The organism is Pseudomonas sp. YH-1, from assembly GCF_051990045.1.
In the GTDB taxonomy this organism is placed as follows: Bacteria; Pseudomonadota; Gammaproteobacteria; order Pseudomonadales; family Pseudomonadaceae; genus Pseudomonas; species Pseudomonas nicosulfuronedens.
On the sequence record NZ_CP178184.1, the window covers coordinates 1,540,914 to 1,553,941 of the forward strand.

At 65.1% G+C, this 13,028-nt stretch carries 12 protein-coding genes; 3 read left to right on the plus strand and 9 right to left on the minus strand.

Annotation, left to right across the window (positions count from 1 at the left end; translation table 11 throughout):
- Window positions 1-66: 66 nt before the first annotated feature.
- From ubiB to ubiE, 3 genes are read right to left on the minus strand one after another with little or no spacing between them, the layout of a single operon-like run.
- Entirely contained in the window at window positions 67-1,674 is a 1,608-nt protein-coding gene (ubiB, locus tag ACKI1H_RS07125; protein WP_440468001.1) for a ubiquinone biosynthesis regulatory protein kinase UbiB, read from the minus strand.
- Window positions 1,671-2,297 (minus strand): ubiquinone biosynthesis accessory factor UbiJ, encoded by a 627-nt coding sequence (locus ACKI1H_RS07130; protein WP_440468833.1) that lies wholly within the window; start codon window positions 2,295-2,297, stop codon window positions 1,671-1,673. The genes ubiB and ACKI1H_RS07130 overlap by 4 nt, the downstream gene beginning before the upstream one ends.
- Complete coding sequence (gene ubiE, locus ACKI1H_RS07135; RefSeq protein ID WP_045212891.1) at window positions 2,294-3,076, minus strand: bifunctional demethylmenaquinone methyltransferase/2-methoxy-6-polyprenyl-1,4-benzoquinol methylase UbiE; 783 nt, start codon at window positions 3,074-3,076, stop codon at window positions 2,294-2,296. Before ubiE ends, ACKI1H_RS07130 begins: the two co-directional genes overlap by 4 nt.
- Before the next feature lie 141 nt (window positions 3,077-3,217).
- Here ubiE and ACKI1H_RS07140 point away from each other — a divergent pair, with 141 nt between their 5' ends.
- The 3 genes from ACKI1H_RS07140 (at window position 3,218) to ACKI1H_RS07150 (ending at window position 5,015) form a co-directional block, all read left to right on the plus strand.
- Window positions 3,218-3,493, plus strand: coding sequence for a polyhydroxyalkanoic acid system family protein (locus ACKI1H_RS07140; RefSeq protein WP_138213081.1), 276 nt, complete (start codon window positions 3,218-3,220; stop codon window positions 3,491-3,493).
- 168 nt (window positions 3,494-3,661) lie between these two features.
- Window positions 3,662-4,072, plus strand: coding sequence for a phasin family protein (locus ACKI1H_RS07145; protein ID WP_054907855.1), 411 nt, complete (start codon window positions 3,662-3,664; stop codon window positions 4,070-4,072).
- Window positions 4,073-4,082: 10 nt separating this feature from the next.
- Window positions 4,083-5,015 carry a phasin family protein gene (locus tag ACKI1H_RS07150; protein WP_138525374.1) on the plus strand — a complete coding sequence of 311 codons (933 nt, stop codon included), beginning with the start codon at window positions 4,083-4,085 and terminating at the stop codon, window positions 5,013-5,015.
- Window positions 5,016-5,094: 79 nt separating this feature from the next.
- Here the strand turns inward: ACKI1H_RS07150 and ACKI1H_RS07155 are convergent, their stop codons facing one another.
- The 6 genes from ACKI1H_RS07155 to hslU form a co-directional block, all read right to left on the minus strand.
- Window positions 5,095-5,709 carry a TetR/AcrR family transcriptional regulator gene (locus ACKI1H_RS07155; protein WP_440468002.1) on the minus strand — a complete coding sequence of 205 codons (615 nt, stop codon included), beginning with the start codon at window positions 5,707-5,709 and terminating at the stop codon, window positions 5,095-5,097.
- 274 nt (window positions 5,710-5,983) lie between these two features.
- Entirely contained in the window at window positions 5,984-7,666 is a 1,683-nt protein-coding gene (gene phaC / locus ACKI1H_RS07160) for a class II poly(R)-hydroxyalkanoic acid synthase (protein WP_138525372.1), read from the minus strand.
- Window positions 7,667-7,999: 333 nt separating this feature from the next.
- Complete coding sequence (gene phaZ, locus ACKI1H_RS07165) at window positions 8,000-9,004, minus strand: poly(3-hydroxyalkanoate) depolymerase (protein ID WP_246084911.1); 1,005 nt, start codon at window positions 9,002-9,004, stop codon at window positions 8,000-8,002.
- Window positions 9,001-10,680: a class II poly(R)-hydroxyalkanoic acid synthase gene (gene phaC, locus ACKI1H_RS07170; protein ID WP_138525371.1), complete on the minus strand. Its 1,680-nt coding sequence runs from the start codon at window positions 10,678-10,680 to the stop codon at window positions 9,001-9,003. Before phaC (ACKI1H_RS07170) ends, phaZ begins: the two co-directional genes overlap by 4 nt.
- Before the next feature lie 526 nt (window positions 10,681-11,206).
- Window positions 11,207-11,578: a gamma-butyrobetaine hydroxylase-like domain-containing protein gene (locus ACKI1H_RS07175; protein ID WP_054907859.1), complete on the minus strand. Its 372-nt coding sequence runs from the start codon at window positions 11,576-11,578 to the stop codon at window positions 11,207-11,209.
- Between the two features lie 93 nt (window positions 11,579-11,671).
- Window positions 11,672-13,012, minus strand: coding sequence for an ATP-dependent protease ATPase subunit HslU (gene hslU, locus ACKI1H_RS07180; protein WP_236172702.1), 1,341 nt, complete (start codon window positions 13,010-13,012; stop codon window positions 11,672-11,674).
- Window positions 13,013-13,028 lie beyond the last annotated feature (16 nt).

Below are 13,028 nucleotides of genomic sequence, written 5' to 3' on the forward strand. Positions count from 1 at the left end.
GAGCACGCGTGGTGCCCAGAGCCACTTTGTATAGCGGTTAAGTGTGCCAGCCACCGGAGCGACTGGCTATCGGCGCAGAATCAGATACAGACCACCGGCCAGCATCGCCCAGGCCGGCCAGGCGGCGAGGGAATGAGTGGCCAGCCCCGTCTCGGCGGCGCCAGCGACCAGCACCGCGCCAATCAGCCGCGCCGGCCAGGCGTTGGCCATTCCGGGTTGAGTGACGGTCAGGCGTGCCTCGGGTTGCGGCTCGCGGGACAGGCGCTCCAGGGTGTCGCGGGTCATCTGCGCCAGGTGCGGCAGCTGTTCGATGTGTTGCTGGGCGTTGCGCAGCAGGGTGCCGGGGCTGACGCGTTCACGCATCCAACGTTCCAGGAAGGGCTGCGCGGTGGCCCACAGGTCCAGTTCCGGGTAGAGCTGGCGGCCCAGGCCTTCGATGTTCAGCAGGGTCTTCTGCAGCAGCACCAGTTGCGGCTGCACTTCCATGTTGAAGCGTCGCGCGGTCTGGAACAGGCGCAGCAGCACCTGGCCGAAGGAGATGTCCTTGAGCGGCTTCTCGAAGATCGGCTCGCACACGGTGCGGATCGCCGCCTCGAAATCGTTGACCTTGGTTTGGGCCGGTACCCAGCCCGAGTCGATGTGCAGCTGGGCGACCTTGCGGTAGTCACGCTTGAAGAAGGCGATCAGGTTGCGCGCCAGGTAGTCCTGGTCCTCGTCGGTGAGGCTGCCGACGATGCCGCAATCCACCGCGATGTACTGCGGGCTCCAGGGCGTGCGGGTGCTGACGAAGATGTTGCCGGGGTGCATGTCGGCGTGGAAGAAGCTGTCGCGGAACACCTGGGTGAAGAAGATCTCGACGCCACGCTCGGCCAGCGCCTTGAAGTCGGTGCGCTGGTCGCGCAGGGTGTCCAGGTCGGTCACCGGGATGCCGTAGATGCGCTCCATCACCAGTACCTTGGGGCGGCACCAGTCCCAGTAGACCTGGGGCACGTAGAGCAGCGGCGAGTCTTCGAAGTTGCGCCGCAGCTGCGAGGAGTTGGCCGCTTCACGGAGCAGGTCGAGCTCGTCGTAAATGGTTTTCTCGTAATCGCTGACCACTTCGGCCGGGTGCAGGCGGCGGGCGTCCGCGGAGATGCGCTCGGCGGTACGGGCGAGAATGTGCAGCCAGGCGATGTCAGAGCGGATCACCGGCTCCAGGTTCGGGCGGATGACCTTCACCACCACCTCTTCGCCGCTCTTGAGCTGCGCGGTGTGGACCTGTGCCACCGAGGCGGAGGCCAACGGCTCGCGCTCGAAGCGCGAGAACACCTGCTCGATCTTCGCGCCGAGCTGCTGCTCGATGAGCGCCACGGCCTGTTCCGGCGGGAAGGGCGGCACCTTGTCCTGCAGGAAGGCCAGCTCCAGGGCGATGTCGTCGGGCAGCAGGTCGCGGCGGGTGGAGAGTATCTGGCCGAACTTGATGAAGATCGGCCCGAGGTCTTCCAGCGCCAGGCGGATACGTGCACCTCGGCTGAGGTCCAGCGGCTTGCGCGGCAGCCAGCGCCAGGGCAGCAGCCCGCCGAGCAGTCGCAACCACCAGGGCAGGAAGGGCAGTTCGAGGACCATGTCGTCCAGGCGGTAGCGGATGGCTACGCGCTGGATGCGCAGCAGGCGGCGGAAGGCGAGCAGCTTCATGCGTCAGGCTTGATCTTCTGGGTCAGGCGGTTGATCCGCGCGTCGAGGCGGTCGAGGGACATCTTCAACTGGTCCAGCTCGGCGAAGCGGGCTTCGGCTTCATGCTGGCCGACCAGGGTGCGGCTTTCCTCGGCGAGATAATCGGCGAGGCTCAGGCGCAGGCTTTCCAGGCTGTCGCCGGCCCAGGCCATGCCGCCGCGCAGGCGCGCGCCGAGCAGGTGCGCAGGCACCGGGCCGAGCCAGCGGGAGACTTCGTACTCCCAGTCCAGCTCCAGGCTCTGGAGGATGTCGGCCAGCTCCAGCAGCATCGCGCTGTCGCCGCCCATGGTCACTTCAGGGCTGTGCAGGACACGGGTCTTGTCCTTGGCCAGCGCCAGTTGCAGCAGGCTGCCGGCTGGCGCGACGAGGGTACAGTCGGCCGCCGCCTCGTGGTGCGCGGCCAGGTGCAGGCCGTCGGCGTCGGGCAGGATGAACAGCCGCAGCGCGGGCGCCTGGCAGTCCATTTCCAGCACCTTGCCGGCGAGTCGGCCGAGACGCCGCAGCGCCACGCCGTCGAGCCGCAGCACGCGGTTGACGGTGGCTTCGGCGCTGGCCAGCGTGGCCTGCAGGAGCAGGGCCATCAGGGCTTGATGCCGCGGTGCAGGGCGACCACGCCACCGGTCATGTTGTGGTAGGTGACGCGGTCGAAGCCGGCCTCCACCATCATCGACTTCAGCGTTTCCTGGTCGGGGTGCATGCGGATCGACTCGGCGAGGTAGCGGTAGCTCTCGGAGTCGTTGGTCACCAGCTTGCCCATCAGCGGCAGCAGGGTGAAGGAGTAGGCGTCGTAGGCCTTGGACAGCAGGCTGCTGGTGGGCTTGGAGAATTCCAGCACGAGCAGGCGGCCGCCGGGCTTGAGCACCCGCAGCATGGAGCGGATGGCTTCATCCTTGTGGGTGACGTTGCGCAGACCGAAAGCGATGGTCACCGCGTCGAAGTAGTTGTCGGGGAACGGCAGCTTCTCGGCGTCGGCCTGGACGAAGTTGACGTTGCCGGCGACGCCGCTGTCGAGCAGCTTGTCGCGGCCGACCTTGAGCATCGAGGCGTTGATGTCGGCCAGTACCACTTCGCCGGTCGGGCCGACCAGGCGGGAGAACTGGCGGGTCAGGTCGCCGGTGCCGCCGGCGATGTCCAGTACCCGATTGCCGGCGCGCACGCCGGACAGTTCGATGGTGAAGCGCTTCCACAGACGGTGGATGCCGCCGGACATCAAGTCGTTCATCAGGTCGTACTTGGCGGCGACCGAGTGGAATACCTCGGCGACCTTCTCGGCCTTCTCGCTCTCGCGCACGGTCTTGTAGCCGAAGTGCGTGGTGGGATCGGCGCCGTCCTGGCCGGCTTGGGGCTTGCGCGGTTCGCTCATGGCATTTCTACCCTGGAAGTCAGTGGCGGGCATTCTAACAGGAAGCACGGAAAACGCCGCCCCGCTGAGCGTGGCCGCGGGGTGCGGCGATACGGCGCGGCGCGTATGATCGGCAGGGTCAGTCAATCGCGGAGTTCCAGCATGTCCCGTATCCACGTCGAACGTTCCCACTCCCTCGGCCTCGAGGCCGCCCGCGCCAAGGCAGAGAAGCTCGCCGACAAGCTCACCCGCGAGCACGGTGTGAGCAGCGAGTGGCAGGGCGATACCCTGTTGTTCAAGCGCAGCGGCGTAGACGGGCGCATCGAAGTGGGCGCGGACAAGGTCGCGGTGGACGTCAAGCTGGGCCTGATGCTCTCGGCCATGGGTGGCCTGCTCAAGGGCGAGATCGAGCGCGCGCTGGACAAAGCGCTGGCCTGATTCCTCCCGGCCCCGTTCCTGGCGGGGCCATGCCGTTCTCGGGCGGCGCCGGCTTTCCTACAAAGCCTGGTATGTGTTTTCTAATTTTCCCCGATACCTTGGCTCACAGTCCCGCCTGATGCGGGCAGCTTTCGACATCATCGAATCTGAATCCTGTGAGGTGCCACCATGGCCAAGGCTGTCAGCAAGAAGAAAGTCGTAGAACTCGAGTCGTCCCTCTACTCCGATGCCAAGCACTACGCGCGGCAGATCTGGCTCGCGGGCCTGGGCACCTACGCCAAGGTCGGTCAGGAAGGCAGCGAGTACTTCAAGGAACTGGTCAAGTCCGGCGAGTCCGTCGAGAAGAAAGGCCGTGACCTGGTGAGCACCCAGATCGACGCCGCCAATGACAGCGTCAAGGGCCGTCTGCACAGCGTCAAGGCCAAGCTGAACTTCGACAGGATCGAAGAGGCGTTCGACGCGCGCGTTGCTTCCGCCCTCAATCGCATCGGGATTCCCTCCAGGCGTGATGTGGAGGCGCTCTCTGCTAAGCTGGATGAGCTGAGCGCAGTGCTCGAGCGTGTCGCGAGAACCCAATAAGGAGAGCAGGATGGCTGGCAAAAAAACTACCGATAAAAAAGAGTCCAGTTGGATCGGCGAGATCGAGAAATACTCGCGGCAGATCTGGCTGGCTGGCTTGGGGGCCTACTCGAAGGTCAGCAAGGACGGCAGCAAGGTGTTCGAGACCCTGGTCAAGGACGGCGAGAAGGCTGAGAAACTGGCCAAGACCGAAGTCGAGGGTGCGGTGAAAACCTCCACCCGTTCCGCGAAGGCGCGCGTCGATGCCGTCAAGGGCGCCGCGATCGGCAAGTGGGGCGAGCTGGAAGAGGCCTTCGACAAGCGCCTGAACAGCGCGATCTCGCGCCTGGGCGTTCCGAGCAGCCGTGAAGTGAAAGACCTGCACAGCAAGGTCGACAGCCTCACCAAGCAGATCGAGAAGCTCACCGGCGTCAGTGTCGCCAAACCGGCCGCCAAGGCCGCCGCTAAACCCGCAGCGAAAGCCGCCGCCAAACCGGCTGCGAAACCTGCTGTGAAGACTGCGGCTTCCAAGCCGGCTGCCAAGGCTGCTGCGAAGCCGGCCGCCAAGCCCGCCGCTAAAGCCGCCGCCAAACCGACCGCCAAGGCTGCGGCGAAACCCGCTGCCAAGCCTGCTGCGAAGCCGGTTGCCAAGGCTGCGGCCAAGCCTGCCGCGAAACCGGCTGCCAAGCCCGCTGCTGCGAAAGCCGCTGCGAAGCCTGCCGCCAAGCCCGCTGCAAAACCGGCTGCTGCCGCCAAGCCTGCTGCTGCGAAACCTGCAGCCAAGCCGGCCGCGGCGAAGAAGCCTGCCGTGAAGAAGCCCGCTGCACCCAAGGCTGCCGCCAAGCCGGCCGCTGCGAAACCGGCAGCCGCTCCGGCCGCCACCCCGGCACCGTCGGCTCCCGCCGCCGCGCCGGCCGTGACGCCGTCCGCCGCTGCTCCTGCAACGCCGCCGTCCCAGGCCTGATCGGTCTGCTGCAACACCCACGCCCGGCCTCGCGCCGGGCGTTTTCATTTTCTCAAGGGAAAAGCATGCGCGGAGCGGATCAGGGCGTGAGGTAGCGCCTGGCGAGGCGTTCGGCGACCAGCTGCGAGTCCGGGCGCAGGTGCGGCGCCACCAGCATCATCACTTGGAACACTACCTGGCGGACGTCGCCCTCGTGGCCGAGGATGCGCTGGTAGTCGAGGGAGAACAGCAGCGTCAGGGTGATCTGCTCCACCAGTTGGCCGAGGGCTTCGGTGTCGCTGACCAGCTCGTCCTGCGCCTTGAGCTGCGCCAGCAGGGTGGCCAGTGTGCGCTTGAGCTGGTTGAGCCAGACGCGCACCCCGCGGGCCAGCTTGGGCAACTTGCCAGCGAGGTTGGAGAGGTCCTGGAAGAGGAAGCGGTAGTGCGCCAGTCGCTCGACGATCAGGTGCAGGAACAGCCAGTAGTCCTCGGCGCCCAGTCGCACGTCTTCCGGCGGGTCGAGCAGCGGCGCCAGTTCGTCCTGGAAGCGCTCGAACAGCGCCAGCACCAGCGGTTCCTTGCCGTGGAAGTGGTAGTAGAGATTGCCGGGGCTGATACCCAGTTCGGTGGCGATCTCCAGGGTTGAAACGTTGGGCTCGCCCTGTTCGTTGAACAGCTGCAGGGCGCATTCGAGAATCCGGTCGCGCGTTTTCATCCGTGTTCTTGTTCCAGCCGCAGTGGGCCGACGATAGCCGCGGGGAAGGGTGGATGCCAATGGCCTCGCGGCAAACTTCTGCATGGAGCGCTCTTTGCGCTCCGCTCCAACGGACACCGGGAGAACTTTTCGTAGGATGGCGTGGAGCGCAGCGATACCCATCAGTTCGACGCGCCGATGGCATGGGTATCGCTGCGCTCCACCCATCCTATCAACAGCGTTTGCGGCGCCAGCTGTGGAGGTGGGCGGGCAAATTCGTATCGGGTTGTCGCGCTCAACGTACGTGCACGTAGGTTCCCGGCGCCGCTTCCTTGGCCGGGTATTCGGCGTTGCCCAGCTCGAAATTCACCGCGCGGCGTTCGCCCGAGCGTTCCTGGATCCACGCCAGCCACAGCGGCCACCAGCTGCCTTCCTGGCGCTTGGTGTCGTAGTACCAGGCACGCGGATCGGAACTGATCTTGCCGTTCTCGAAGTAGCAGGCCTTGGGGTTGCCCGGTGGGTTGAGGATGCTCTGGATGTGCCCGCTGTTGGACAGCACGAAGCGCGTCTCGCCGCCCAGCAGTTGGGCCGAACGGTACACCGCGTCCCACGGAGTGATGTGGTCGGTGATGCCGGCAACGTGGAAGTTGTCGACCGCGACCTTCTTCAGGTCGATGGCGGTGCCGTTGACCTCCATGGCGCCAGGGCGGGCCAGCGGGTTGTGCTTGAAGAAGTCGAGGAAGTCGCCGTGCAGCGCGGCGGGCAGCCGCGTGTTGTCGTTGTTCCAGTAGAGGATGTCGAAGGCCGGCGGCTGCTTGCCCAGCAGGTAGTTGTTGACCCAGTAGTTCCAGATCAGGTCGTTGGGCCGCATCCAGGCAAATACCTTGGCCATGTCGCGGCCGTCCAGGACGCCGTGCTGGTAGGAGCGGCGCTTGCTGGTCTCCAGGGTCTGTTCGTCGGCAAACAGCGCGGCCGGGGTTTCCACCTGGCTGTCCAGCAGGCTCACCAGGTAGGTGGCGCTGGCGACCTTGCGCAGTTGTCGGCGCGCCTGCAGGTGGCCCTGGAGCGCGGCGATGGTCAGGCCGCCGGAGCAGGCTCCCATCAGGTTGACGCTGCGACTGCCGCTGATGGAGCGGCACACGTCGATGGCCTCGTCCAGCGCGGTGACATAGGTCGACAGGCCCCATTCGCGGTGGCGCGCGTCGGGGTTGCGCCAGCTGACCATGAACAGCTGCAGATTGTTCTTCAGGGCGTACTGGACGAAGCTCTTCTCGGTCGTCAGGTCGAAGATGTAGTACTTGTTGATCTGCGGCGGCACGATCAGCAGCGGCTTGGCGTGCAGGTGCTCGCCCATGGGCTTGTACTGGATCAGCTCCAGCACTTCGTTGCGGAACACCACCGCGCCGGGCGTGGTGGCCAGGTTCTGGCCGATCTCGAAGGCGCTGCGGTTGACCTGGCTGGGCATGCCGCCGTTGTGCATCAGGTCGTCGAGCAGGTGCTGCGCGCCCTTGAGCAGACTCTGTCCGCCGGTGTTGAACAGCTCTTTCACCGCCAGCGGGTTGAGCAGGGTGTTCGATGGCGAGGCGGCGTCGGAGAGGATCGACAGCAGAAAACGCGCGCGAGCGCGGTCGTCGCTGTTCAGGTCGCTCTCGTCGACCCAGGCCAGCAGCTGCTTCTGCCAGGCCAGGTAAGCCTGCACGGTGCGCCGGTAGAAGGGGTTCAGGCGCCAGGACGGGTCCTGGAAGCGCGCGTCCTGCGGGTTGGGCTGCAGCGGCGAGTCGCCGATCAGCACCTTGCCCACCTGTTTGCCGAAGGCCGCCAGATGCTTCGCCGAATGGACCGGCTGGCGCACGCCCTGCAGCGCCAGCATACGCAGGGTGGACAGCATGTCCTTGCCGCGCAGACCGACCATTGCACTCTGCGCATTCATGTACTCGGTGGGGACGGGGACGCTACCAGGCTCAGCTTTCTCTCGCATGAACAGCACTCCGTAAAGGGTCCGACCTGCTAATGGCAAAGCAAGGGCTGTACCGGAGTCGCAAGGACCCCGTTCCAGACGCCTGCCGCCGGTTCGAGGGGTGTGCACGGGTATCGACGCGAGAGGGCAACTGCCCGAAAACAGGGCAGCGGATCAGCAGCCGGGTTGCCCTGCGGTCACCTTCGGAGGTGGCCGCAGCACTGGTCCCGAATCAGGCGCTACGTGTCGATACCCGTGAACACGCCTGTTTGTTGTTCGGCTCTTTAAAAAAAGTGCCTGCAGAGCGATCGGTCAAGGCAGGATGCCCACCGACTGTGACGAAGCTGTGATGCTTCAGCTGGCTTTGGGCGCGAAAGGACGCGGGTGAATGATCGCGCGCTGCCGTTCTTCCTGGAGGAATTTCATGATGATCGGTGCGACGGTTTCCGCGCGGGTCACCAGGAACAGGTGGCCGTCGTCGATCACATGCAGCTCGGAGTTCGGGATGCGCCAGGCGATCATGCGCATGTTGATCAGCGGGATGATCGGGTCGTCGTCGCCGGCCAGGATCAGCGTGGGCTGACGGATCTTGTGCAGCCAGTGGATGCTGGTCCAGCCAAGGCCGGCGAACAGCTGCCAGTAGTAGCCCATCTTGCCGGACGAACGAACCTTGCTGGCAAAGGCCATGGCCAGCTTCGGGTCGCGGCGGAAGGCTCCGCCATAGATGTCCGGGGCGATGTGCACGCCATAGGATGGTTGGATGTAGCGGCGCGGGCTAGCCATGCGCCAGAGCACTGCCGGCTTGCCCGGCACCATCACCGCCCCAGCGGCGGTGGCGGCCAGGATCAGCTTCTTGCAGCGCTCGGGGTAGTCATGGGCGAACTGTTGCGCCAGGGCGCCGCCCCAGGACACGCCGATGGCCGTCACCTGGCCGTAGTCCAGGTAGTCGAGCATCCGCGCGGCCAGCTTGGCCAGGCCAGGGAAGCGGTAGGGCGTGCTGGGCGTGGATGAGCCACCGACGCCGGGGACGTCGAAGGCGATCACTTCCAGGTCCGGGTCCAGCGCGGCGACGAAGGGGAAGACCAGTTCCAGGTTGGCGCCGATGCCGTTGAAGATCAGCAGCGGCGTCATGTGCGGCTTGCCCGGACGCACGGCGGTGCGGATGGTCTGCCCGTCGAGCTCGATGGTGCGGAACTCGAAAGGCTGCGCCGCCGGCGCCTTGCTCGGCAGGATCTCCTCGTCGCTGCGTTTGCTGCGCGCACGCCGGCTCGTCGGCGCGGCCACTTCCACGACCGTCGACGATTCTGGGATGTTGGCGTCGTCCACGGCGCCGGCTTGCGGGAGGAGTTCTGTTTTCATCGTTCGTGTACGTAGGTTCCGGGAGAGGCTTCGCCGGCTGGGTAGGCTTTGTTGCCCAGGACAGCGGGTGCCTTTTTCAGCTTGCCTGCGCGTTCGGCCAGCCATTGTTGCCAGTGCAGCCACCAGGAGTCGGCGTGCTTGCTGGAGTTTTCCTGCCAGGTCTTGGAGTCGACGGAGAGATCCGGACCGGTCATGAAGCGCGCCTTGGGGTTGCCCGGCGGGTTGAGGATGCTCTGGATATGTCCGCTGTTGGAGAGGATGAATTCACACTTGCCGCCCAGCAGACGAGCGGAGCGGTAGCAGGCTTCCCAGGGAGTGATGTGGTCGGACAGGCCGGCCACGCAATAGAAATCGCAGGTGACCTGCTTGAGGTCGATTGGCGTGCCGGAGACTTCCAGCGCGCCCGGACGGGTCAGCGGGTTGGTCTTGAACATCTCCACCAGTTCGCCGTGCAGCGCAGCCGGCAGGCGCGTGGTGTCGTTGTTCCAGAACAGGATGTCGAAGGCCGGCGGCTCGTTGCCCAGCAGGTAGTTGTTGACCCAGTAGTTCCAGATCAGATCGTTCGGCCGCATCCAGGCGAACACTTTGGCCATGTCCTTGCCTTCGAGCACGCCGGACTGGTACGAGCGGCGCTTGGCGGCCTCGAGGGTCTTCTCGTCGGCGAACAGGGCGACCTGGGTGTCCAGTTCGAAGTCGAGCACGCTGACCATCTGCGTGAAAGCATTCACCTTGTTCTCGCCCAGAGCGGCGTAGTGGCCGAGCAGGGTGACGGTGGTGATGCCGCCCGAGCAGGCGCCGAGCATGTTCAGGTCCTTGCTGCCGGTGATCTTCAGGACCACGTCGATGGCTTCTTTCAGCGCCTCGATGTAGGTGGTCAGGCCCCACTCGCGCTGTGCCTTGGTCGGGTTGCGCCAGCTGACGATGAAGGTCTGGATCTGGTTGCGCAGGCTGAAGCGCGCCAGGCTCTTCTCCGGCGACAGGTCGAAGACGTAGAACTTGTTGATCTGCGGCGGCACCACCAGCAGCGGGCGTTCGTGCACGCTTTCGGTGATCGGCTTGTACTGGATCAGCTCCAGCACATCGTTGCGGAACACCACCGCGCCTTCGGTCAGGGCCAGGTTCTTGCCGACTTCGAAGGCATCCATGTTGACCTGGCTGGGCATGCCGCCGTTGTTCACCAGGTCCTTGGCCAGATGGGTGAGACCGTCGAGCAGGCTCTTGCCGCCGGTCTCGAAGAAGCGTTTGACCGCTGCCGGGTTGGACAGCGTGTTGGTCGGCGCCATGGCTTCGGTCATCAGGTTGATGACGAACTGGCCGCGGCTGATGTCCTGGGGCGACAGGTCGCTCTCGCCCATCCAGGTGTGCAGCTCCTTGCGCCAGGCCAGGTAGGTCTGCAGGTAGCGGCGATAAAGTGGGTTCTGGCTCCAGGCCGGGTCGTTGAAGCGGCGGTCGTCGTCGGCCGGCCTCAGTTCGGATTTGCCGAGCAGCACGTTCTTCAGCTCGAGGCCGAAGTGGGTCACATGCTTGGCACTGTGGAAGGGCTGCTTGATCGCTTGCAGCAGCACCATCCGGGCAGAGGTAAGCAGGTCCTTGCCGCGAATCCCGATCACCGGGTTCAGGGCGAGGGTATTTTCCGCGGCTTGCTGGGGTAGATCGCTGTTGTTCTTCTGGGTCATCGGCGACGCTCCATTGTCCTGAGACGCATACTGGCGGGGCTCACCTGAGTGACGTAAGGCCAAGTACTTCTCGGGGTTGCGGAACGTGGAGAGAGCTCCACGCGATTCATCACTTGGCGGCATCACTGAAAAGTCAGGTGGCCACGCGTCATGCACTGAATCTTCCGTGCACTGCACTGCCTTGGTTACCCGAGTTTCCTTCGCCGCGCAAGCTGGTGCAGCGTGGGCCAACTCCTAGGAGTATGTCGGGAAAAGTTAGAAAACGCGCCCTAGAGCGGGGGCATCTCGCCAATCCCCTGACGGCGGCCACGCGAGCAGCAGTCTGCAGGACGAATGTTGCAAATGGCGTGCCTCGGAGCGAATGCCCGACGAAGGTTGGTGCGGAGAGGGGATGGGACCGAGTGACAGGCCACTACGTAGGATGGCGCGGAGCGAAGCGATACCCATCGATTTGGGCGCTGATTGTGTTGATGGGTATCGCAAGCTCCACCCATCCTGCGTCCAGCCATGTGCGTTAGCCGAAGCCTTACAGCATCAGCTTGACCACGGACTCCGACGGGTCGCGCGACTTGCCGGCCTTCTCCAGCTGCGCCAGGTAGTCGGCCCACATCTCGTCGTGGCGCACGCACAGCTCGTAAAGGTAGTCCCAGGTGAACAGTCCGCTGTCGTGGCCGTCGTCGAAAGTCAGCTTGAGCGCGTACTGACCGGCCGGCTCCAGGTTGCTCAGGCCGACATTCAGCTTGCCCACCTGCAGCACCGGATTGCCGTGGCCCTGGACTTCCGCCGATGGCGAATGCACGCGCAGGAACTCGGCGGGCAGGTCGTAGGACTGATCGCCGTAGGTCAGCGACAGCTTCTTCGAGGCCTTGTGCAGCTTGATGGCGGTTGGGATGCGCATGGACGGCTCCTGAGCTTGCGTGCGGCCATTGTAGCGCCGTGCAAAAAAGAACGGGGCGCCCTGAGGCGCCCCGTCGCTGTGGCGTCGATCCGCTTACAGGATGTAGCGCGACAGGTCCTCGTCCTGGGCCAGTTCGCCCAGGTGGCCGTTGACGTAGGCCGCGTCGATGACGATGGCCTTGCCGCTATGCTCGCTGGCCAGGTCAGCGGCGTCGAAGGACACCTCTTCGAGCAGACGCTCGAGCAAGGTGTGCAGGCGACGGGCACCGATGTTCTCGGTCTTCTCGTTGACCTGGAAGGCGATCTCCGCGAGGCGCTTGATGCCGTCGGCGGCGAACTCGATGTCCAGGCCCTCGGTCTTCAGCAGCGCGGTGTACTGCTCGGTCAGCGACGCGTGCGGCTCGCTGAGGATGCGCTCGAAATCGCTCGGGCTCAGGGCTTTGAGCTCGACGCGGATCGGCAGGCGACCCTGCAGCTCCGGCACCAGGTCGCTGGGCTTGGACAGGTGGAACGCGCCCGAGGCGATGAACAGGATGTGGTCGGTCTTCACCATGCCCAGCTTGGTGTTCACCGTGCAGCCCTCGATCAGCGGCAGCAGGTCACGCTGCACGCCCTCGCGGGAGACGTCGGCGCCGCCCACGTTGCCGCGCTTGGCGATCTTGTCGATTTCGTCGATGAAGACGATGCCGTTCTGCTCCACGGCTTCCAGGGCGCGGGCCTTGAGGTCTTCTTCGTTGACCAGGCGTTGCGCCTCCTCGTCGCGGATCAGCTTCATGGCCTCGGCGACCTTCAGCTTGCGGCTCTTGCGCTTGCCCTTGCCCATGTTGGAGAACAGGTTCTGCAACTGGTTGGTCATCTCTTCCATGCCGGGCGGGGCCATGATCTCCACGCCCGAAGGAATGTCGGCGACCTCGATGTCGATTTCCTTGTCGTCCAGCTGGCCTTCGCGCAGGCGCTTGCGGAACAGCTGGCGGGTGTTGGAATCCTCGCGCGCCGGCTCATCGCCGAAGCCGGTGGTGCGCGCCGGCGGCAGCAGGGCGTCGAGGATGCGCTCTTCGGCGGCGTCTTCGGCGCGGTACTTCACCTTCTGCACTTCCTGCTCGCGGAGCATCTTGATCGCAGCATCGGCGAGGTCGCGGATGATCGACTCGACGTCACGGCCGACGTAGCCGACTTCGGTGAACTTGGTGGCTTCCACCTTGATGAACGGCGCGTTGGCCAGCTTGGCCAGGCGACGGGCGATCTCGGTCTTGCCGACGCCGGTCGGGCCGATCATCAGGATGTTCTTCGGCGTCACCTCGGCGCGCAGTTCAGCCGGCAGCTGCATGCGCCGCCAGCGGTTGCGCAGGGCGATGGCGACGGCGCGCTTGGCGTCGTCCTGGCCGATGATGTGGCGGTTGAGTTCGTGGACGATCTCGCGGGGAGTCATGGACATTGGACGGGCTACTCCG